We start from the raw sequence: 20,450 nt of genomic DNA on the forward strand, positions 1-20,450 counted from the left end.
GGTACACTGTGGCTTCACTTATAAAAGGAGCCAACAATGGCCGTTGTAACCCAAGTCCTGATCGGTATCATCGCTGCGCTGCACGTCTACTTCTTTTTGCTTGAAACGGTGCTGTTCAAAACGCGTGGCCGCCGCGTGTTCGGCCTGACCGCCGAAAAAGCCGAGATCATGGCGCCTGCCATGTCCAACCAGGGCTGCTACAACCTGTTTCTGGCCGCGGCGCTGATCCTCGGCCTGTTCGTCCCCGATCACGACGTCTCGCGCGCCTTCATTCTGTACGGCCTGTCGTGCGTTGCTGTCGCCGGCCTGTGGGGCGCAGCCACGGTCAAGAAGGTCATTCTGTTCTTCCAGACCGTGCCGGCGGTTCTGGCCCTGATCATGTACCACATCCCTGCCTGAGCGGCAGTTTTTGGACCTGCCCAGCAGGTTTCTGGTTTATATCGTAGACTTACGATATTAGATTCGTAGAAATCCGATATATGCAAATCGACGCCATCCACAAGGCACTTGCCAACCCGGTCCGCCGCGACATCCTGAACTGGCTGAAGGATCCGCACGAGCATTTTGCGCACCAGGAGCATTCACTTGAGATTGGGGTATGCGCGGGCTTGATTGACGCGCGTACCGGCCTGTCGCAGTCGACCGTGTCGGCCCACCTTGCGACGCTGCAGCGCGCCGGGCTGGTCTGCTCACGGCGCGTCGGCCAATGGATCTTTTACAAGCGTAACGAGGAGGTCATCAAAGCCTTCCTCGATCATATGAACCAGGGACTTTAGGAGCAGCGCATGAGCACATTATTCGATCCGATCACCATCGGCGACCTCGAACTTCCGAACCGTATCATCATGGCGCCCCTCACCCGTGCGCGCGCTGTTGGCGGCGGCCGCGTGCCGAACGCGCTGATGGCTGAGTATTACGTCCAGCGCGCCAGCGCCGGCCTGATTCTGACCGAGGCCACCTCCGTCATGCCGCAGGGCGTGGGCTATGGCGACACCCCGGGCATCTGGTCCGACGAGCAGGTCGAAGGCTGGAAGCAGGTCACCGCAGCAGTACACAAGGCCGGTGGCCGGATTTTCCTGCAGCTGTGGCATGTGGGCCGCATTTCCGACCCTGAACTGCTCGACGGTGCACTGCCGGTCGCACCGAGCGCGATCGCGGCCAAGGGCCATGTCAGCATTTTGCGTCCGCTGCGCGACTACGTAGTGCCGCGCGCGCTCGATCTGGAAGAAATTCCGGGCATTGTTGCGGCCTATCGCAAAGGCGCCGAAAACGCCAAACTGGCAGGTTTTGACGGTGTCGAGATCCATGGCGCCAACGGCTACCTGCTCGACCAGTTCCTCCAGGACGGCACCAACAAACGTACCGACATCTATGGCGGCTCAGTGGAAAACCGCGCCCGTCTGATGCTGGAAGTGACCGACGCCTGTATCGACGTCTGGGGCGCCAACCGCGTGGGCATGCACCTGGCGCCGCGCCGTGATGCGCATGACATGAGCGATTCGGACCCGAAAGCGACCTTCGGCTATGTGGCACGCGAGCTGAAAAAGCGCGGCATTGCCTTCATCTGTGCGCGCGAAGGCGTGGGCGAAGACAGCCTGGGCCCGTATCTGAAGCAGGAATTTGGCGGCGTGTACATCGCCAACGAGCGCCTGACCAAGGACAGTGCCGAAGACCTGGTCAAATCGGGCAAGGCCGACGCAGTCGCATTCGGCAAATGGTTCATCGCCAACCCGGATCTGCCGAAGCGGCTCAAGACCAACGCCCCGCTGAACGAAGCGCGCCCTGAGCTCTTCTACCACAACACGTCGGCAGGTTACACCGACTACCCTGCCCTGTAAAACTTCACTCGGCTTTCTTTTCCTCGATGACGGCTTCAACCTGGATGCGCAGTGCGACATCCATCTTGAAGCCGTAGTCTTTTCCTGCCGACAGACCAAATTCATCGCGGTTGAAGCTGCCCATCGCATCGGCGCCGCACATTTCGCGCTTGAGCATCGGGTGCTGGATGCACTTGAACAGCACCAGCTGCAGATTGACCGGCTTGGTCACGCCATGCAGCGTCAGCTCGCCCACTACCTGGGTTGGCGCACCATCCTTGAAGCCCGTCAGCTTGCCCTTGTAGCGCGCGGGGCCATACTTGGCCGCGTCAAAAAACTCCTTGCCTGCCGCCCAGGTATTGAGCACGTCGTGGCCAAAGTCGACACTGGCCGTATCGATGCTCACGTCCACCATGCCGTAACCTGCTGCCTTGTCCAGCGTAACGCTGCCGGAACTGGCATTGAATTTGCCGCGCCAAACCGAAATGCCCATGTGGTCCGCCTCGAAGCTGGGGAAGGTATGGGCCGGATCGATCTTGTAGCTGACCGGGGCAGCGGCAGCCAGGCCAAAGGCCGCGCTCAACATGGACAGCAGTAGCAGTTTTTTCATTTCGTCTCCTTGGTTAAATGGTAGGGTAGATTGGACCTACAGACTGGCAAGATACCCCTCGTACACCTCGTACATGCCGCCGAACCCCTGCTCCATGGATGCGTGGCCTGCCTTGAAGGTATCGATCTCGATCTGGCTGGCGTTGACGGGAGTGGAGTGCAGATGCATCAGGGTGCAGTCACCTTGCTCGGTCAGGGTGACGGTATTGAGTACTTCCACCGGCCAGGTGGGACTCATGGCGTAGCGAATGCGATTGCCCTGCGCGTCGGCAAAGCCATTGATGAACACAATGCGCTCGACCGGCTGCAATTCGCGGTATTCGAACTTGCCATACATTTCAACGCCGGGACCGAAGCGCATACAGTAGTGAAAAACGCCTCCTGCCACAGGCTCGTTCTTCACCACCTCAATCGTGCAGCCCTGCGGCCCCCACCATTTTTGCAAGTGCACGGTCTCGGTCATGGTGCGATACACCAGATCGCGCGGGGCTTTGAAGGTGCGGGTGATGACGAAATCTGCGCTGCTGTCAGGGCTTGTCATTGTTGTTCTCCTTGGCTTGGATAGTGGCGAGGTAGTGTTCCAGGCGATCGAGACCACCCTCCCAGAATGCGCGATACTGGGACATCCAGTCGTTCGCTTCGCGCAGGGGTTCGGCGGCCAGTTTGCACGGGCGCCACTGGGCTTGCCGTCCGCGCGTGATCAGGCCGGCGCGTTCAAGCACCTTGAGGTGCTTGGTGACGGCCGGCAGGCTCATGGCGAAGGGCTCTGCCAGCGCCGTCACCGACGCTTCGCCATCGGCCAGACGCGCAAGAATGGCGCGGCGGGTCGGATCGGATAAAGCGGCGAAGGTGGCACTGAGGTGGTCGTGCTGCATATTAAACTCGAAGGTTAATTAACCTATTGGTAAAATAATACAGAACAGCGGGCGTTGTCAAGTACTACATCGCGCGGATGGACGTCAGGCAAGCCACTACATCGCCCTCGCGCAGGCGGGGGCCTATGCCACCTTACCGAATTCGGCGAGATGGTATAGGCCCCCGCCTGCGCGAGGGCGATGTGGGTTAGAGTTTGGCGGCGGCGCGCCGCTCGCTGTAGCGGTCCACCAGATAGTCGCTGCGCTCGCGCACCAGCAGAGTGAACTTGAACAGCTCCTCCATCACATCCACCAGGCGGTCGTAGAAAGGCGAAGGCTTCATGCGCCCGGCCTCGTCAAACTGCTCGTACGCTTTTGGCACCGATGACTGGTTCGGGATCGTCACCATGCGCATCCAGCGGCCCAGCACCCGCAGCGTATTGACGGTATTGAACGATTGCGACCCGCCCGACACCTGCATCACCGCCAGTGTGCGGCCCTGCGTCGGCCGGGTCGCGCCTACTTCCAGCGGAATCCAGTCGATCTGATTTTTCATGACCGAGGTAATGGTGCCGTGGCGTTCGGGACAGGACCACACATGCCCTTCCGACCAGAGCGACAAAGCACGCAGCTCGGCCACTTTGGGGTGCGTGTTGGGCACACTGTCGGTCACGGGTAGTTCGCGCGGATCAAAAAAGCGCACCTCGGCCCCCATGTGGGTAAGGATGCGACCCGCCTCTTCGGCCAGAAACCGGCTGAACGAGCGCTCGCGCAAGGAGCCATACAAAATCAGGATGCGAGGCGAGTGATCAAACACGGCTGGCGGCTCGAGCTTGGCCAGCGTGGGAATGTCGAACTGCGCTTCGCTCAGATTGGGCAGCGTCTCGTTCATACCCGTTTGCCGTCCGCGCCAATAACCGCCTCGCCATCTTCCTTATTGAAGGGCGCCAGCTGTGGCAGGATCAGAATGTCGAGCACCAGTTCGGACGGGCGGCACAGGCGCACACCGGCAGGCGTGACCACGAACGGCCGGTTGATCAGCACCGGATTGGCGACCATGGCATCGAGCAGCGCCTCATCGCTAAGCGCAGGATCGGCCAGGTTCAGCTCCGCAAACACACTCTCTTTACTGCGAATGGCATCGCGCACGCTCAGCCCGGCCTGGGCGATCAGTTGTGCCAGCGCCACGCGCGTGGGTGGCTTGGCCAGATAGTCAACCACCGTGGGTTCAACCCCGGTGTTGCGGATCAGGGCCAGCGTATTGCGCGAGGTGCCACAGCGGGCATTGTGAAAAATGGTGATGTCCATAGCGTCCTTTGTCATTGCATGATGTTTCCATATTAGTGGAAACGTCGAAATGGCTCAAGTTTTTTTGCATGTACAGCCTGAACGGCGCACTATAGAATGCAACGCACATTTTTCCGCGGCGCAAGTTGTTTTGCCTCGGATGCGTTTATTTCGGAGTACATCATGAGCAACTACGAGCTGCGTGCCGCTTCCCTGCCCCACTTTGGGCAACGCCTGTCACTGCGTATTTTGCAGTTGTTTGGCTGGAAGGTGCGCTACAAGCCCTTGCCAGGACCACATGGCGTGGCCATCGTCTATCCGCATACCTCGAACTGGGATTTTTTTGTCGGTCTGTTCGGCAAATGGGCGCTCGGTCTGCCGTTTCGCTGGCTGGCCAAGGATTCGATCTTCAAAGGACCCTTCGGCCGCATGCTGCGTTCCTGGGGCGGCGTGCCGGTCGACCGGCGCGCCTCGAGCGGTTCCACCCAGCGCCTGGCCGACACCATGCGCCAGTCGGACTGGTTCTGGCTGGCCATCGCCCCCGAAGGCACGCGCAGTTATCGCCCTCACCTGCGCAGCGGGTTTTACCACCTGACGCTGACAGCCAAGGTGCCGTTGCTGCTGGTGTACCTGGATTACCCGAAAAAGGAACTGGGCGTGGTCGACGTGATTCGCCTGACCGGCGACCAGGAGCGCGACATGGCAGCCATCGCGGCGGCCTACCACGGCCATCGCGGCTACCACCCCGAACTGGCGGCGCCGATCAAGCTGGCGCCACCCCGCTCAGACGAAGGCGGTACCGGCAAGCAGGCATAGGCCGGCACTGGCCATCAGGGCGCTGACCCATCGCGTCTGCCCGATGGCGCGGCCAGCCAGCAAGAGCGCAGCGCTCGACAGCAGATAGCCCGCGGCGCTGGCCATGGCCGGCAATTCACATCCATGTGCCTGGCCGTGCAACACGGCGAACAGACCGACGACAATACATGCCATTGCCGATGGCAGCCTTGCGGCAGCCAGCAACACGCCCAATACCAGTACGCTAGCCGCCAGTGCGGATTCTGGCAGCGGCAGCCCGGTCTGCAGGAACGCGCCCAGCGCCATCATCGCCAAAAATGTCAGCGGCAGCGATAGCGGCTGCCCTTGGCGGCGGCTCCACATGCCCACCCCCAGCATGGCCAGCAGATGATCGGCTCCGCTGAAGGGATGCAGGAGGCCGGCCAAAAAGCCGGGTTCCGGTGCGTGTCCGCCATGCGCTGCTGCTGGTAGCGCGATCAGGCACAGGGCCGGTAGGAGTAGTCGTTTCATGATGCTGTTCCTTTCAGTTCGCCAGCAAGCCCTGGCGGCGGATGAAGTCGATCACCTGCGCCACGCCTTCGCCGCTGCGCAGATTGGTAAACACGAAGGGGCGCTCGCCGCGCTGGCGTTTGGCGTCTTGCGCCATGATGTCCAGATTGGCGCCCACATGCGGCGCCAGATCGGTCTTGTTGATGATCAGCAGATCCGAACGTGTAATCCCCGGACCGCCCTTGCGCGGAATCTTTTCGCCACCCGCCACATCGATCACATACAGCGTCAGGTCGGACAGTTCGGGACTGAAGGTGGCGGCCAGATTGTCGCCGCCGGACTCGATCAAAATCAGTTCCAGTGCCGGGAAGTCGGCATGCATGCGGGCGATTGCCTCCAGATTGATCGAGGCATCCTCGCGAATCGCCGTGTGGGGACAGCCACCCGTTTCCACTCCCATCAGCCGCTCGGACGGCAACGCGTTGGCGCGCACCAGGATCTCCATGTCCTCGCGGGTGTAAATATCGTTGGTGATGACGGCCATGTCGTAGTCGTCGCGCATGCCCTTGCAGAGCATTTCGCATAATGCGGTCTTGCCTGAACCAACCGGTCCGCCAATACCAACCCGCAGTGGATTTGAAGTCATATGTTCGTCTCTCAGGAACGGTAAATACGGCCGTGCTGCACTTCGTGCCGCATCGACAGGATGGAAAGGCCAGGGGACCAGTTCGACAGGTCGTCATCGGCCAGGCTACGTGCAGTGCGAGCTGCCTGCTCGATGTCGGCCCGCAGCGACAGCAGCATGCGCTGGCCCGCCACCTGCCCCAGCGGCACCGACTTGACGCACACCAGGACCTGGTTTTCGACCCAGCCAAACAGCATGGCCAGCAGGGCTTCTTCGTGACCGATGCCCAGCGCATCAACGGCGCAGGCAAAGGCGCTCGGCAAGCCAACTTCGCAGGCCAGCATGTCGCGCTTGCCCACGCCCAGTTCAGCCAGCAACCGGGTAAGCGAGTAACCCATCTGGATGGTCTCGGCTCGAAACTCGGCGCTGTCGCGCGAGGCCAGAAAGCGCTCACTCCACAGTGCGACCGATGCGTCATCACCCGCTTCGAAGGCTTTGAGCAAACGCCAGAACAAGGGGCCGTCCCAACGCGCGCTGACCTCGTGCAGATAGCCGCTAATCCAGACGCGGGCGCTGTCGGCGTCGTGCACAATCCCGGCGTCAAGCGCCGCTTCCAGTCCTTGCGAATAACTGTAGCCTCCAATCGGCAAGGCCGGACTGGCAAACTGCAGCAGATGCAGCAAGGCGGCCGCGTTCACAGGCCTGCCGAATCGCTGGGGCGATGGATCTTCTGGCGCAGTGGCACGGGCGCGAGCAAACTATCGGCACCGTGGCTGTGGCCAGCGCCCGCATACGCACCTGCCTCGGGCTCGAACGCTGCCATCTCTTGCTCGACCCGTGCGCCCAGGCCTTCGACCATCTCCTTGAGCACGGCGTCAACCCGGATGCGCAGGAACCCGGCACCAATCTGGGTTTGCGTATGCCGGTTACCCAGGTGAAAAGCGCAGCGCGTCAGGATGTCGGCGCTGGCGCAATGCACGGTGTAGGTCGGCTCCAGGGCGGCACGAACGCGAATGACCCGGCCGTCTTCGCCGGTCAGCAAATCGCCGTCGCGCAGCACGCTGCCACGCACCATGAAAACACCCACCTCCTCGCCATCGGCCAGGCGCGCGCGCAAGCGGCATTTTTCGCGCTGGTCGTAAGCCAGCACCAGTTCGCCGTCGACGCGGTCGGCCTGGGCCAGCTTGGTATGCAGGGTCAGCATCGGCACTCCTTAAAACAGAAAATAGCGCTGCGCCATCGGCAGCACGGACGCCGCTTCGCAGACGAGCAACTGGCCATCGGCGCGCACCTCGTAGGTTTCGGGATCGACTTCCATGTATGGCGTGGCACCGTTGTGAATCATGTCGGCCTTGCGCAGCGCGCGCATGCCCCGTACCGGAATCAGTGTCTTGGCAAGGCCAAGCTGGCGACCGATGCCGGCGTCATACGCCGCCTGCGAAACAAAGGTGAACGACTTTTTGAGGCCGCCGCCAAAGGCGCCGAACATCATGTGGTAATGGACCGGCTGCGGCGTGGGGATGGACGCATTCGGGTCGCCCATTTGCGCGGCGGCGATCATGCCGCCCTTCAGAATCATGGACGGCTTAACGCCAAAAAAGGCCGGCTTCCACAGCACAATGTCGGCAATTTTGCCTGCTTCGAGCGAGCCGACCGCGTGTGCAATGCCATGCGTGATGGCAGGATTGATCGTGTACTTGGCGATGTAGCGCTTGACGCGGAAGTTGTCGTGGCGGGCGCCGTCGGGCGCCAGCGCGCCGCGCTGCACCTTCATCTTGTGGGCAGTCTGCCAGGTGCGCATGATGACCTCGCCCACGCGGCCCATGGCCTGGGAGTCGGACGACATCATCGAAATGGCGCCCATGTCGTGCAAAATATCCTCGGCAGCGATGGTTTCGCGCCGGATGCGCGATTCGGCAAATGCCACGTCTTCGGCAATCGCGGGGTCGAGATGGTGGCAGACCATCAGCATGTCCAGATGCTCGTCGAGCGTATTGACGGTGAATGGCCGGGTGGGATTGGTCGACGACGGCAGCACGTTTTCCTGCCCGACTGCCGCGATGATGTCCGGCGCATGACCGCCGCCCGCGCCCTCGGTATGGAAGGTGTGGATGGTGCGGTCCTTGAAGGCGGCCAGTGTGGTTTCCAGAAAGCCGCCTTCGTTGAGCGTGTCGCTGTGGAGCGCGACCTGCACGTCCATGCGCTCGGCGACGTCAAGACAGTTGTCGATCGCCGCTGGCGTGCTGCCCCAGTCCTCGTGCAGCTTCAGACCGACGGCGCCAGCAAGGATCTGCTCTTCCAGAGGACCAGGCAAGCTGACATTCCCCTTGCCCATGAAGCCCAGGTTCATGGGAAAAGCGTCGGCCGCGGCCAGCATCGAATGCAAATGCCACGGCCCCGGCGTGCAGGTGGTCGCGGCAGTGCCGACTGCGGGGCCGGTGCCGCCGCCCAGCATGGTGGTCACGCCGCTCATCAGGGCTTCTTCGATTTGCTGCGGACAGATGAAGTGAATATGGGTATCGACCCCGCCGGCGGTAACGATCATGCCCTCGCCGGCGATGATTTCGGTGGCGCCGCCGATTGCCATTGTCACGCCAGGTTGAATGTCGGGGTTGCCCGCCTTGCCGATGGCGGCAATCAGGCCGTTTTTCAGGCCAATGTCGGCCTTGACGATACCCCAGTGGTCGACGATTACGGCGTTGGTGATGACCGTGTCCATGACATCTGCATGCAGGCGCTGTGACTGGCCCATGCCGTCACGGATCACCTTGCCCCCGCCGAACTTCACTTCCTCGCCATACAGCGCAAAGTCCTTCTCGATTTCGATGAACAATTCGGTATCGGCCAGGCGGATCCGGTCACCCGTGGTCGGCCCGTACATTTCCGCGTAAGCGCGGCGCGAAATAGACGGCATCAGTGCTCCCCTGGCGGCGGCAGGTCGCCCATGACCAGGCCATTGAACCCGAAGACGCGCCGCTCGCCTGCCAGAGCCACCAGCTCCACGGTGCGCTGCTGGCCCGGCTCAAAGCGCACCGCCGTGCCGGCGGCAATGTTCAGTCGAATGCCGATGGCGGCGCTGCGGCCGAACAGCAGCGCCGTGTTCACCTCGAAAAAGTGAAAGTGCGAACCGACCTGGATCGGCCGGTCGCCGCTGTTGGCCACCACCAGCGTGACCGTGGCGCGGCCGGCGTTAATGGCAATTTCGCCTTCCTGGAGCAGATATTGGCCGGGGATCATGGCAGGCACCTCAAGGGATCGGGTTGTGAACGGTCACGAGCTTGCTGCCGTCGGGGAAAGTCGCTTCCACCTGAATATCGGGGATCATTTCTGCAATCCCGTCCATGACGTCGGCACGTGTGAGGATGGTGGCGCCTTCGGACATCAGCTGGGCCACACTCTTGCCGTCGCGCGCGCCCTCCATGATGGCGGCGCTGATCAAAGCCACCGCCTCTGGATAATTCAGCTTGAGGCCGCGCGCGCGGCGCCGTTCTGCCAGCAGGCCCGCAGTAAATATAAGCAGCTTGTCTTTTTCGCGTGGAGTCAGGTCCATGGATGTACCGTGTCAGGTGTGCCAGATGCGCGGCACGGTGGCCTCGCAACCAAGCAAGTGGGGACGCAGGGTTTGCCAGACGCGCGTCATGACGGCGCGCGCGTGCTCGCTGTCGCCGCACAGCAGACGCGCACAGACTAACGATTTGATCTGCGTGACAGCCAGCGCCGGGTCAATCGCACGCAGGGCGGCCAGCAAAGAGGGCGTCGCTGGCGCACCAACGCCGATCAGGGTTGCGCAGACAGTGGCGCCATTCAGGCCCAGGACGCTATGCATGGCGCTGCCGGCACCATCAAGCCTGCCCTGCTCCCACCACAGCAGGGCGCCGCCGCGCCGAATGCTGGTGCGCTGGGCGATCATGCCGCGCGCGAAGCGCTCGCCCGACGCGCTGCGGCCGAAACACAGGATCTCCCAGCCAATGTAGCGCCCATCGGCGGCCAGCTCCACGTCATGCTGCATGCGCATGTGCGCATCGTTGAAAAAGATCGTCTCCTGCGGCAGCCATTCAAGGGCCGCGCCCGCCCCGACCGTCAAGCGCACTTGCTGACGCGAGATGCGGCCATTGGCCCTGTACCACTTGGCCGCGCCCGGCGAGGTCAGCAAGGCATGGGTGGCAGCACCCGCCGTCACCACAATGTCCAGCGCATCACCGCCGACCACACCGCCAGGCGGATGAATCATGATTGCATGGCAGATGCCGGGGCCTTCTGGATAGAGCGGCTTTTGCACGCGCAGCGGCCCGCGATGCTCGCGCCGCGTCAGGCGCGTGGTACCGCCATCGTCGTCGAAACGCAGACGCAGGCTGGCTTGCCAGGCGGCGGGGTCGGATGGAGATGGCTGGGTGCAGTCGGGCATGCAGCAAGCGGTAGCAGGATGCGTGCCATGCACGAGCGCTCATTTGGACTCGAACGCGCAAGCACACGCACCATGGCGCATCATGGCGCACCGGCGTGGTGCAGCGATAAGCGACGATAGCGCAGCACGCCGCAAAGCAAATCGCCCTCGCGAAGGCGGGGGGGCCATTCCATGTTACCGAATTCGGTGAGGTGGCATGGCCCCCCGCCTGCGCGAGGGCGATGTTGTTTCAGTGGCCGGTTCGGGCGACGCGGGTGATCTCGTCGCCTGAACCGGCATATATCGCATTCCCGGAGTACAAGCAGTAAGCGACGATAGCGCAGCACGCCGCAAAGCACATCGCCCTCGCGAAGGCGGGGGCGATGTTGTTTCAGTGGCCGGTTCAGGCGACGCGGGTGATCTCGTCGCCTGAACCGGCCTATATCGCATTCCCGGAGTACAAGCAGTAAGCGACGATAGCGCAGCACGCCGCAAAGCACATCGCCCTCGCGAAGGCGGGGGTCCATTCCATGTTACCGAATTCGGTGAAGTGGAATGGCCCCCCGCCTGCGCGAGGGCGATGTTGTTTCAGTGCCCGGTTCAGGCGACGCTGATACTAGTCTCGAACGCAAGCGCTAAGCGCGATGTTTCCTGCGATCAATTCCTACTGCATAAATCAGGCCGCGCCGTACAGCACTTCGGCACGCTGAAACAGTATCCAGGAAGTGGCAATGTATTTGTCGCCGCTGCGGGCGATATGGCCTTTGTGCGAATGGGTGAAGCCGGCCGGCGCGATGATCAGGCGCCCCTGCTTTGCTTCGACCTTGCGCTTCTGGTAAAAGAATTCGGTTTCGCCGCCGTCGGCCACGTCGTTCAGGTAGAACTGAAACAGCAGCGCGCGGTGCAGGCTTTCGCCACTGGCGTTTTGCGGATAGATCTCCGAATGCCAGTGATGGTAGCCGCCCGTCGCTTGCAGGTACTTCTGCACGTTGATTTGGCCGGCGCGGTAAATCGTGCGCATCAAGTCGCCCAGATACGGCACGCCACATTCGTCAAAATTATCGATGGTCAGCTGTACCGCCTCACCCGTGACAGGGTGCACCACCTGCGGCGACATCGCGCCCACCAGCAGCATGCGGTACTTGTTCATGTAGGCCTGCAGGTGCTGCTGCACGGCGGCCATCATCGTGTTCGAGACGTCGTTCCAGTCCGGATGCAGGCTGATGGTCAGGTCGTAGCTGTCCTTTTTGGTGGTATCGACGCCCTGCCCGGTCTTGCCGCGCATGACCTTGTCGCTGGCGTCAAAGCGCGCCATGATCTGCTGGCATTGCGATGGCGTTAGCGCGCCATCGTAAATCTCGAGAAAGTCGTCCACAAGCACGCTGTACTGGCAGCTCAGTTGCAGGCTGGCGGCAGCGCGGCCTTGAAACGGTCGAAGCGGCTGCCAGGCGTTTTATCGTCGCCGGTCATGACCAGCTGTGCGCCGTCAAACACGATCGGGACCAGCGCTTCGCGCTTCTGGCCTTTGAAGAGCACGTCGATATGGAGCACGCCGTCTTTGTCGAAGTACCATTTACCTTCGAGCGAGGCGAAGCCCTTGGCCTTGAAGTCGGCCGCTTCAGCACCGCATTTCGGGTACATCCGGTAGACGTGGTCGGCATTGAACTCGATCACATTCCCGGCCGTCCCTTCCGGCAGCTTTTCCTGCCACGCGCCGGTGAGCCTGGCCTCGTTATTATCCTTGGGCGCGTCGGCCGCAAACGCGGCAGACGCGGCGATCATCAGTGCGGCAGGAATCAGCAGTGTCGTCAGTTTCATTGTGCGCCAGGAGCCCGGCGAAGGGCTCGGAGTTGTCGGGAGTCGCGTGCGGTGACGAGTGTGCCTGAATTTCCGCCTTTCGACAACTAAAGCGCCCCTCAAGTCGTACGTGTGATCTCGAACAAGTGTGGCAGCCCGGCCGCAATGCGGGTCTGCCATATGCCGCCGGGGTACGGCTGCTGCAGCGCCTGATCCTGGGCCAGACTATGCAGGACAATGTGAGGATCGGTTTCCCATGTCACTTCGTAGCTATGTGGGTCCCCGTCGCGCACCCGCATCAGCGCCAGCTCGAACTGCGACACCGACACCACCAGGCTGTCACGATGGGCACCCAGCGACGCCAGAAACGCCAAGGGCTGGTACTCCCGAAAAGGCGACACATTCTGGCTGCGGATAAAAGACTCCAGGGCCGGCTCGAGCAAACCGCGCTGGCGCAGCAAGGCCATGGTCAGCACGCAGGTACGTTCCAGCACGTACACACGCCACAGGAAGATATTCCCGCGCGCCTCTTGCAGGTCGGGCGAGGCCGCCACCTGATGAAAATACGGCGGATCCGCGCGCCCCACCTGGTAATTGGCGCGGATCAGTCCCAGTAAAATGCGCTGGTGCTGGGCCAGATCGCTCGGGGTTTCCATGATCAGCCTTGAAAGCGTGCGCGCAGCTGCGCCAGTTCGTGTCCAATGGCGGCGTGTCCCAGACCGGGCACCGCTTCGGGCATGAATTCATAGACCACCACTTGCGCGCTGGTAGCCACATTGTGGATGGCGTCGTACGCCAGATCGGCAGTACGTGGCCGCGTCAGGCGCGAATGCACGTCCAGCATGAAACCGTTGTGCATCACACCACACGCCACGTGCAGTTCGCGCACCGCCTCGCCATTGAGCTCCGCCATGAAAGCGGCGATATTGAGACCGTGATTGTGCTCGTCGCATTCGAGGTTATAGATGTCGAGGATCAGACCGCAGCCAGTGCGCGCTGTCAGCGCATTCAGAAAGCCCGCATCGGAATAGGCGCCGGGACAATCTGGAATCACATGCACGATATTCTCGAGTAAAAAGGGAATGCCGTAACGCTGCTGAATTGCCTCGGTGCGCGCACACACCAGGTCCAGCGCCTGCTCGGTGCGGGGCATGGCCAGCATGATGCCCAGGTGCTGGCCATCGACCTTGGTGTACCCCAGATGCTCGCTGTGCCAGGCCACGTCCACCTGTTCCATCAAGTCGTCCAGCAAATGCAGATAGGTAGGCGCCCAGCCATCGTGCGAACCAATCGACAGGCTCACCCCATGCACGATGATCGGCACCTGCTGGCTGATTTCCTTCAGTTCGGCCAGCACCTCGCGGCTGAGCACAATGGTGTCGCCGTCGACTTCGGCGATCGTCTCCGGCGTCACCTCGACGTAGTCCACGTGCGCCAGCATCTGCGCCATCAGCGCGGGGTCGCGCCCCTCGTAGCTCACACCCAGACTGATGGCTGGACGTGCGGCAGCGCTGGGCAATGGGAGCACGGGGCACATGGCGTCTCGCTCAGTGGCTGGTGGCGCCAGCGATGGCGTGTTCGACCATTGCACCCTGGATGTTTGGAATTTCCATCAGGTGCCGGCTGATGGCCGGGTCGCCGCGCAGAAAGGTCAGGTCAAAACCGGTCAGGCCGCAATTGCATCCGCCCTTAGGCACCATGTGCTTGACCGCGATGTCGAGCGCCTTGTGCAGGTCTTCCAGCGTGACGCGCCCTTCATGCACCACAATTTTGACGTGGTCGTTACTGGCTTGAATTTTGTTGGTAATCATGGCAATCCCCTTATGGCCACTTGATGGGCCTGTTTTGAAAAAACGGTTCCCGATATGGAAGCGGCTTCCCGAACCGGAAGAAGAAACCGCAGCTGCTTGCGAGTCAGTATAGGACGCGGTTTTGGCCGGATGTACACCCTTTGTAACGTTTGCAAAAAAGTTAGAAAAATTCGCGGGAGCACATACCGCAACAGGGCTAGAATGGCGACAGGTTTCTGTTCAACATCTTCTGGTACACACGCCATGGCGAAAGCAGTGACACGTTTTTTCGGATGGAGCTTGAGCGTTGTGCTGGTCTGCTTCCTGTGCGCTGCGGCCGTCATCAGCATGGTCGGCCTGACTGACAGCGCCGAAGAGACTGACCTGGCCGTGGTGCCGGGCAACACGGTGCTGCCAAGCGGTGCCGTCTCGCCGCGATTGAAGGGGCGACTCGATGCGGCGGCGAATCTGTTCCTGCATGGGAAGGTCAAGGCCGTGCTGGTCAGCGGCGGCATTGGCGCCGAGGGCTTTGACGAAGCCGACGTCATGAAGCGTTATCTGGTCGCACAAGGCATTCCGGGCGCCGCCATCGTAACTGACAACAAAGGTATCAATACCTTCGAGACAGCACGCTACACCGCTGCGCTGGTGCGAGAAAAAGGGTATCGGCCCCCCATTGTGGTGACGCAGTTTTTTCACATCGCCCGGATGGAACTGGCCCTGCAAAAGTTTGGCGTAGCGACAGGTGGCCATGTGCACGCCCGACATTTCGAAGCCCGCGACGTGTATTCGCTGGCGCGAGAAGTGTTTGGCTATGCCGGCTACGCGTTCAAGCAGCCTGACAGCGTCCGTTGAAGCGCATGTCATTTCGCGCCGCAACGCTGCATTTGGCGACCTTGTAGGACACTTCGTCGCATCGCCGGCTTTTCCCTTCGCGTTCTCCGTACAGTGGGCCCATCGCACCACAACCCACCGGAGACCCAAGATGAACTTTCTGCTCAAATGTGTATTGGCCAGCGCGCCCCTTTTCAGCCTGGGAATGGCCACGGCCGCCGATCTGACCATTCAGGTCGACGATGTGAAGAACGCCGATGGCGTGCTCATGGTCGCCATTTTCAATTCCGAGGGCAGTTTCCTCAAGCAGCCAGTCAAAGGGGCTGGCGCGCGCGCTGTTGCCGGCACCAGCACCATTGCGCTCACCGGTTTGCCGGAGGGCGAAATTGCATTTGCGATCTATCACGACGCCAATTCCAACGGCCAGATGGACAAGAACCCGATGGGCATTCCCACCGAGGACTATGCATTCAGCAACAACGCCATGGGCAAGATGGGGCCGCCAAAATATGAGGCGGCCAAGTTCCTGCTGCCAGCCGCCGGCGCCACCGTTCGTGTTTCACTGAAATAAGCGGGGACGCCATGCAACGACGCCATTTTCTTGCTACCGGCCTCGGTGTGACCGCACTGGGACTGGCCTCCACGCCTGCCCTCGCCGATGTGCTGACGTTCCAGCGTTTCCACGCCGCCCTGCGCCAGAACCCGAGACTCATCGCCTACGCCGATACGGTGGCTGACCAGGCTGGCGAGGCGGTCGTGACGGGCCGCATGCCGGCCGACCTGGACGGCGTCTACTTCCGCAACGGTCCAGGTCGCTTTGAACTCGGTGGCGAGCGCTACCATCACTGGTTTGACGGCGACGGTTTTGCGCAGCGCTGGCAGATTTCCCAAGGCAAAGTCAGCCACCTCGGCCGCTTCGTGCAAACCCAAAAGTTTGTGGACGAATCGAAGGCCGGGCAGTTTCTATATTCCGCCTTTGGCACCTACCTGGACCGCCGTGGCATCAAAAGCAACGACACGATCAACGCCGCCAATACCAATCTGGTCCCGTTCAACGGCCGCGTGTATGCCCTGTGGGAAGGCGGCTCGGCCACCGAGGTCGACCCGGTGTCGCTGGACACAATCGGCCTCAAGACCTGGCGCAGCGACTTGAAATCGATGCCCTTCTCCGCCCACCCCAAAATCGATCCTGCTGGCGGGATGTGGAATTTTGGCGGCTTGCCAGGCACGGACAAGCTGGTCATCTACCGCATTGGCGCCGACGGCGAGCTGGTGACAAGCAAGGTCATCGACGTGCCGAAGATGGCGATGGTGCACGACTTCGTCGTCAGCGCACGCCACTTGATCTTCCTGATTCCGCCTTACGACCTGGTCCGTGGCGAAGGCAAGAGCTTTGCGGAAATGCACGAATGGGCCGGCAACGGTCCTGGCGCCCGCCCCCTGCGGGTGATGGTCGTGTCCAAAGACACTTTACAGATCCGCAAGGTGTTCGAATTGCCTGCACATATGGTTTTCCACTTTGGCAATGCCTGGGACGATGGCGACGTCACGCGCTTCGATGTCGTGCTGCACGACGGCCAGGCGCTGGCCCGGGTTGGCGGCCTGATGCAGGGTGAGAGTGCGAAAAACGATCCAAAACGCAGCTTTGCCGCGCAAATCAGTCTGGACTACGCGACCGGCACCGCCCAGGTTGCCCGCTTGCTTGGCGCCAGCGAGTTTCCGCGCGTGATGCCACAAGTGGTGTCGTCGCGCCACCGCAAACTGGCCCTGGTCAGCAGCGCGCCGCGAAACGCGCACATGATTCTTGACACCGTCAACCTGCTCGACACCGATTCCGGCAAGAACGACAGCTATCGTTTCGATGCCGGCTGGCTGGCCGAAGAACATATTCTGGTCCCGCGCCGCAACGCCCGTTCCGAAACCGATGGCTATCTGCTGGGCGTGGCGCAAGACACGGTTCGCAAACAAACGGTGCTCACCGTGTTTGATGCGGCCCGGGTCAGCGCCGGCCCCATGGCACTGGCACGCTTGCCCTACCGCGCACCGCACTGTTTTCATGGTAACTTCTTGGCGAGCTGAACGACCGAGACTTCGCCATGCCCAAGCTGTTCATCCTGACTACTTTCACGCTCGCAGCGCTGTGCGGCGGCTGCGCCACGCGAGGACCGGACCGGCTGGACCAGCACGTCCACGCGCTCATGCAGCGCGAGAGCGTGAACGGCATGGCAATAGCGGTCATTGACGGCGGCAAGGTCAGCAAGGTCACCGCCTATGGCTGGCGCAATGTCGAACGCAAGCAGCCACTCACGACGGACACGGTCATGTATGGGGCCTCGCTGACAAAAGCGGCGTTTTCCACCATGCTGCTGCAGCTCGTTGATGAAGGAAAGCTCGATCTGGATGCGCCAGTCACCAAGCTGCTGCCCCGGCCCCTGCCGGAATACCGTGCCAATGGCGCCGATTTTTCAGACCTGGCCACGGACCCGCGCTGGCGCCAGCTCACGCCGCGCATGCTGCTCAATCACAGCAGCGGCTTTGCCAACTTCCGCTGGCTGGAACCGGACCAGAAGCTGCGTTTTCATTTCGCCCCGGGCAGCCGCTACGCCTATTCCGGTGAAGGTTTCTACCTGCTGCAGCTGATCGTGGAACAAGGACTGGGGCTCGACACCGGCGCCGAAATGCAAAGGCGCGTGTTCGATCGCTACGGCATGGCGCGCACCAGCATGCGCTGGCGTAGCGACTTTGCCGGCAACCTGGCCGACGGCTACACCATTGACGGCACATTTGAGCCGCACGACCAACGCAGCAAGGTCCGCGCCGCCGGGTCAATGGACACCACCATTGCCGACCAGGCCAGGCTGTGGGCCGCAGTCGTGCGCGGTGATGGCCTGAGTGCCGCGGCGCGCGCCGAACTGGTGCGCCCGCAGCTGGCCATCGACTCGCGCCAGCAATTCCCCACCCTGCTCGAGGCGGTCGAGCCTCATCATGCCGCCATTGGCCTGGCCGCGGGGCTGGGCGTGGTCACCTTCCGTGATCGCAGCGGGCCGGCCTGGTTCAAGGGAGGACATAACGACAGCACGGGCAACATGGTGATCTGCCTTGAACGCGGCCAGCGCTGCGTCGTCATGCTGGCCAACGACGTGCGCGCCGAACGCATCTACCCCGCCCTTGCCCGTTTGGTATTGGGTGAAACCGATATGCCCTGGGGCTGGGAATACGGCCCCCCCACTTTTGAAAGCGCACCACCTTGAACCAGCAAAAACCATCCAGCCATGTGCTGGAGATTTTCCCGATCTTCCGTCGGTGGCCGCCGACGCCGCTGCGTAATGCGCTCTACACGGTGATCTGGAGTTCGCTCCTGGCACTGATACTCACGGTTGCCGGACGCCTGTTCAATCGAAGCGGCAATGCGTTCTGGGACGACTTCTATCCGACCCTGCTCATCTCCAACATCATTGGCTTGCTAATTCACAGCAGCGCGGTGATCGGGGACATCGTGCTGCGCGGCTGGCCGAGGCGCTCGCGCGGACTGCCACGCGCTGTGTATTACATGGCACTGGTAAGCACCTGCATCGTGCTGGGCATATTGACTGGCACCGGGCTGCTTCAAGGTGTCAATCCCCTGCGCTACATGGCGCGCGCATCGACCATCCTGGGCTTGCTGCCGTTTGCGATGCTGATCGCAGCACTGATGCACTTCGTGTTTGCCAGCGGCGAGCGGCGCGTGGCCACCGAACTGCTGACCGCCCAGCAGAACGAGCAGATCGCCAGCGCCGGGCAGCTGCTGGCCGAAGCACGTCTGCGCGCCCTGCAGTCGCAGATTGAACCGCACTTCCTGTATAACACCCTGGCCAATGTGGTTGGCCTGATCGATACCAATCCGGCGCAAGCCAAGCGCATGCTGGAACGGTTCATTGATTTTCTCCGCGCCAGCCTCGCCGCCAGTCGCGCCGACAACGCCACGCTGGGCGCCGAACTTGATCTGACCGCCGCCTATCTGGACGTGCTGGCAGTGCGCTTGGGGCCTCGCATGCGCTACCGGATCGAGGCCGATGACAGTGTTCGCACCTTGCCCATCGCCCCCATGCTGCTGCAGCCCGTCGTTGAAAACGCGGTTGCGCATGGACTGGAGCCCAAAATGGACGGCGGCGACATCATGATCCGCGCTAGCCGTACCGAGGCGCAGCTGTGCATCGAGGTGAGCGACACCGGAGCAGGATTGAGCGACGCAGCACCCAAAGCGGGCGGCGGCGTGGGACTATCCAACCTGCGCGCGCGATTGCGGAGTTTATATGAGGGCCAAGCTCAGGTACAATTGCTAGAAAATCAACCAAGTGGCATTACGGTAAGAATAATGCTGCCATTGAAAGAGACACCAAAATCGACCAGCCCCGCATCCTGATTGCCGACGACGAACCGCATTTGCTCGATTACCTGCAAACGCAGCTGGCTGCCGCGTGGCCGGACGCGAAAGTCGTCGCCAAGGCCGCCAACGGACTCGATGCGCTGCGGCTGATCGACGAACTGGCGCCCGATGTCGTGTTCCTCGACATCCAGATGCCTGGGCTGACCGGGCTTGGCCTGGCCGAACAGCTGCACCAGGATGGCAAGGCGCCGCAAATCGTCTTCGTCACGGCGCATAACGAATTTGCGGTGCAGGCCTTCGAACACAGCGCGGCAGACTACCTGCTCAAGCCGGTGGCCATTGACCGCCTGGCCAAAACCGTGACCAAATTGAAGGCCGCGCTGGCGAACAAGACCCCCGCGGTGCCTGCCGACGCCCTGCGCTTGCTGCTGCAGCAGTTGGCGGTGCCTGTCGTGGCGGCGCCGCCTGCGGCGCCCCTGCAATGGATCCGCGCTGCACGCGGCGACGAAACGCGCCTGATCGCGGTCGACGAAGTGATCTACTTTCAAAGTAACGACAAATACACCAGCGTATTCCTGGAAAACGAGGAATGCCTGATCCGAACCCCCTTGAGCAAATTGCGCGAGCAACTGGACGACGCCCAGTTCTGGCAGATACATCGCAGTGTGATCGTCGCGGCCAAGCACGTCGCCGGCACCCACACCGACTTTCGCGGACGCCTGGTCGTCAAGCTGAAAGGCCGCAGCGAACATCTGACCGTCAGCCGCAATTACGCCGATTTGTTCAGACAAATGTAAAGAACC

The 20,450-nt window shown here is 61.8% G+C and carries 28 protein-coding genes; 10 read left to right on the plus strand and 18 right to left on the minus strand.

Annotated features, from left to right (window positions below; genetic code table 11):
- Nucleotides 1–36: 36 nt before the first annotated feature.
- From BUC24_RS11195 to BUC24_RS11205, 3 genes are all read left to right on the plus strand, one after another.
- Nucleotides 37–399: a DUF1304 domain-containing protein gene (locus tag BUC24_RS11195; RefSeq protein WP_073215698.1), complete on the plus strand. Its 363-nt coding sequence runs from the start codon at nt 37–39 to the stop codon at nt 397–399.
- A gap of 80 nt (nt 400–479) precedes the next feature.
- A complete protein-coding gene (locus tag BUC24_RS11200; RefSeq protein WP_073215701.1) occupies nt 480–776 on the plus strand; it encodes an ArsR/SmtB family transcription factor in 297 nt (98 codons plus the stop codon).
- Nucleotides 777–785: 9 nt separating this feature from the next.
- The gene (locus BUC24_RS11205) at nt 786–1,838 is read left to right on the plus strand and encodes an alkene reductase (RefSeq protein ID WP_073215705.1); all 1,053 of its coding nucleotides are present in this window, start codon (nt 786–788) and stop codon (nt 1,836–1,838) included.
- A gap of 4 nt (nt 1,839–1,842) precedes the next feature.
- Here the strand turns inward: BUC24_RS11205 and BUC24_RS11210 are convergent, their stop codons facing one another.
- The 5 genes from BUC24_RS11210 to arsC all read right to left on the minus strand — a co-directional run bounded on the left by BUC24_RS11210 (nt 1,843) and on the right by arsC (nt 4,588).
- The gene (locus BUC24_RS11210) at nt 1,843–2,427 is read right to left on the minus strand and encodes a YceI family protein (protein ID WP_073215708.1); all 585 of its coding nucleotides are present in this window, start codon (nt 2,425–2,427) and stop codon (nt 1,843–1,845) included.
- A 36-nt stretch (nt 2,428–2,463) separates the two neighbouring features.
- On the minus strand, nt 2,464–2,967 hold the full coding sequence (locus BUC24_RS11215) for an SRPBCC family protein (protein WP_073215711.1): 504 nt from the start codon (nt 2,965–2,967) through the stop codon (nt 2,464–2,466).
- Complete coding sequence (locus tag BUC24_RS11220) at nt 2,954–3,301, minus strand: ArsR/SmtB family transcription factor (RefSeq protein WP_073215714.1); 348 nt, start codon at nt 3,299–3,301, stop codon at nt 2,954–2,956. Before BUC24_RS11220 ends, BUC24_RS11215 begins: the two co-directional genes overlap by 14 nt.
- Nucleotides 3,302–3,488: 187 nt before the next feature.
- Nucleotides 3,489–4,172: an arsenical resistance protein ArsH gene (gene arsH, locus BUC24_RS11225; RefSeq protein ID WP_073215717.1), complete on the minus strand. Its 684-nt coding sequence runs from the start codon at nt 4,170–4,172 to the stop codon at nt 3,489–3,491.
- A complete protein-coding gene (gene arsC, locus BUC24_RS11230; protein WP_073215720.1) occupies nt 4,169–4,588 on the minus strand; it encodes an arsenate reductase (glutaredoxin) in 420 nt (139 codons plus the stop codon). Before arsC ends, arsH begins: the two co-directional genes overlap by 4 nt.
- Nucleotides 4,589–4,750: 162 nt before the next feature.
- Between arsC and BUC24_RS11235 the strand changes: the two genes are divergently transcribed.
- Entirely contained in the window at nt 4,751–5,383 is a 633-nt protein-coding gene (locus tag BUC24_RS11235; protein ID WP_073219971.1) for a 1-acyl-sn-glycerol-3-phosphate acyltransferase, read from the plus strand.
- On the opposite strand, the gene BUC24_RS11240 is transcribed toward BUC24_RS11235, so the two are convergent.
- From BUC24_RS11240 to BUC24_RS11300, 13 genes are all read right to left on the minus strand, one after another.
- Nucleotides 5,351–5,872 carry a HupE/UreJ family protein gene (locus BUC24_RS11240; RefSeq protein ID WP_218606504.1) on the minus strand — a complete coding sequence of 174 codons (522 nt, stop codon included), beginning with the start codon at nt 5,870–5,872 and terminating at the stop codon, nt 5,351–5,353. The genes BUC24_RS11235 and BUC24_RS11240 overlap by 33 nt on opposite strands.
- 13 nt (nt 5,873–5,885) lie before the next feature.
- A complete protein-coding gene (gene ureG / locus BUC24_RS11245) occupies nt 5,886–6,497 on the minus strand; it encodes an urease accessory protein UreG (RefSeq protein WP_073215726.1) in 612 nt (203 codons plus the stop codon).
- Between the two features lie 11 nt (nt 6,498–6,508).
- Nucleotides 6,509–7,174, minus strand: coding sequence for an urease accessory protein UreF (locus BUC24_RS11250; RefSeq protein ID WP_073215729.1), 666 nt, complete (start codon nt 7,172–7,174; stop codon nt 6,509–6,511).
- Entirely contained in the window at nt 7,171–7,680 is a 510-nt protein-coding gene (ureE, locus tag BUC24_RS11255; protein WP_073215732.1) for an urease accessory protein UreE, read from the minus strand. The genes BUC24_RS11250 and ureE overlap by 4 nt, the downstream gene beginning before the upstream one ends.
- A gap of 9 nt (nt 7,681–7,689) precedes the next feature.
- Nucleotides 7,690–9,390, minus strand: a complete 1,701-nt coding sequence (gene ureC / locus BUC24_RS11260) for an urease subunit alpha (RefSeq protein WP_073215735.1) — start codon at nt 9,388–9,390, stop codon at nt 7,690–7,692.
- The gene (locus BUC24_RS11265; RefSeq protein WP_073215739.1) at nt 9,390–9,713 is read right to left on the minus strand and encodes an urease subunit beta; all 324 of its coding nucleotides are present in this window, start codon (nt 9,711–9,713) and stop codon (nt 9,390–9,392) included. Before BUC24_RS11265 ends, ureC begins: the two co-directional genes overlap by 1 nt.
- A gap of 10 nt (nt 9,714–9,723) precedes the next feature.
- Nucleotides 9,724–10,026 carry an urease subunit gamma gene (gene ureA / locus BUC24_RS11270; RefSeq protein ID WP_073215742.1) on the minus strand — a complete coding sequence of 101 codons (303 nt, stop codon included), beginning with the start codon at nt 10,024–10,026 and terminating at the stop codon, nt 9,724–9,726.
- 12 nt (nt 10,027–10,038) lie between these two features.
- Nucleotides 10,039–10,881, minus strand: coding sequence for an urease accessory protein UreD (locus tag BUC24_RS11275; protein ID WP_073215745.1), 843 nt, complete (start codon nt 10,879–10,881; stop codon nt 10,039–10,041).
- Between the two features lie 655 nt (nt 10,882–11,536).
- On the minus strand, nt 11,537–12,235 hold the full coding sequence (locus BUC24_RS11280) for a 2OG-Fe(II) oxygenase (protein ID WP_073215748.1): 699 nt from the start codon (nt 12,233–12,235) through the stop codon (nt 11,537–11,539).
- Between the two features lie 20 nt (nt 12,236–12,255).
- The gene (locus tag BUC24_RS11285; RefSeq protein WP_073215753.1) at nt 12,256–12,678 is read right to left on the minus strand and encodes a hypothetical protein; all 423 of its coding nucleotides are present in this window, start codon (nt 12,676–12,678) and stop codon (nt 12,256–12,258) included.
- A gap of 98 nt (nt 12,679–12,776) precedes the next feature.
- A complete protein-coding gene (locus BUC24_RS11290; protein WP_073215754.1) occupies nt 12,777–13,313 on the minus strand; it encodes a hypothetical protein in 537 nt (178 codons plus the stop codon).
- Between the two features lie 2 nt (nt 13,314–13,315).
- Nucleotides 13,316–14,194, minus strand: coding sequence for an MbnB/TglH/ChrH family RiPP precursor modification enzyme (locus BUC24_RS11295; RefSeq protein WP_083598879.1), 879 nt, complete (start codon nt 14,192–14,194; stop codon nt 13,316–13,318).
- A gap of 10 nt (nt 14,195–14,204) precedes the next feature.
- The gene (locus BUC24_RS11300) at nt 14,205–14,468 is read right to left on the minus strand and encodes a hypothetical protein (RefSeq protein ID WP_073215760.1); all 264 of its coding nucleotides are present in this window, start codon (nt 14,466–14,468) and stop codon (nt 14,205–14,207) included.
- 255 nt (nt 14,469–14,723) lie between these two features.
- Between BUC24_RS11300 and BUC24_RS11305 the strand changes: the two genes are divergently transcribed.
- The 6 genes from BUC24_RS11305 to BUC24_RS11330 all read left to right on the plus strand — a co-directional run bounded on the left by BUC24_RS11305 (nt 14,724) and on the right by BUC24_RS11330 (nt 20,444).
- Nucleotides 14,724–15,302 carry a YdcF family protein gene (locus tag BUC24_RS11305; protein WP_178372526.1) on the plus strand — a complete coding sequence of 193 codons (579 nt, stop codon included), beginning with the start codon at nt 14,724–14,726 and terminating at the stop codon, nt 15,300–15,302.
- Nucleotides 15,303–15,432: 130 nt separating this feature from the next.
- Entirely contained in the window at nt 15,433–15,852 is a 420-nt protein-coding gene (locus BUC24_RS11310) for a DUF2141 domain-containing protein (protein WP_073215767.1), read from the plus strand.
- Between the two features lie 11 nt (nt 15,853–15,863).
- Nucleotides 15,864–17,360 (plus strand): carotenoid oxygenase family protein, encoded by a 1,497-nt coding sequence (locus BUC24_RS11315; RefSeq protein WP_073215770.1) that lies wholly within the window; start codon nt 15,864–15,866, stop codon nt 17,358–17,360.
- Nucleotides 17,361–17,377: 17 nt separating this feature from the next.
- On the plus strand, nt 17,378–18,532 hold the full coding sequence (locus BUC24_RS11320; RefSeq protein ID WP_073215773.1) for a serine hydrolase domain-containing protein: 1,155 nt from the start codon (nt 17,378–17,380) through the stop codon (nt 18,530–18,532).
- Nucleotides 18,529–19,683, plus strand: a complete 1,155-nt coding sequence (locus BUC24_RS11325; RefSeq protein WP_073215776.1) for a sensor histidine kinase — start codon at nt 18,529–18,531, stop codon at nt 19,681–19,683. The genes BUC24_RS11320 and BUC24_RS11325 overlap by 4 nt, the downstream gene beginning before the upstream one ends.
- 20 nt (nt 19,684–19,703) lie before the next feature.
- On the plus strand, nt 19,704–20,444 hold the full coding sequence (locus tag BUC24_RS11330; RefSeq protein WP_229448172.1) for a LytR/AlgR family response regulator transcription factor: 741 nt from the start codon (nt 19,704–19,706) through the stop codon (nt 20,442–20,444).
- Nucleotides 20,445–20,450: the final 6 nt, after the last annotated feature.

Source organism: Massilia sp. CF038, assembly GCF_900129765.1.
Taxonomy (GTDB): Bacteria; Pseudomonadota; Gammaproteobacteria; order Burkholderiales; family Burkholderiaceae_D; genus Telluria_A.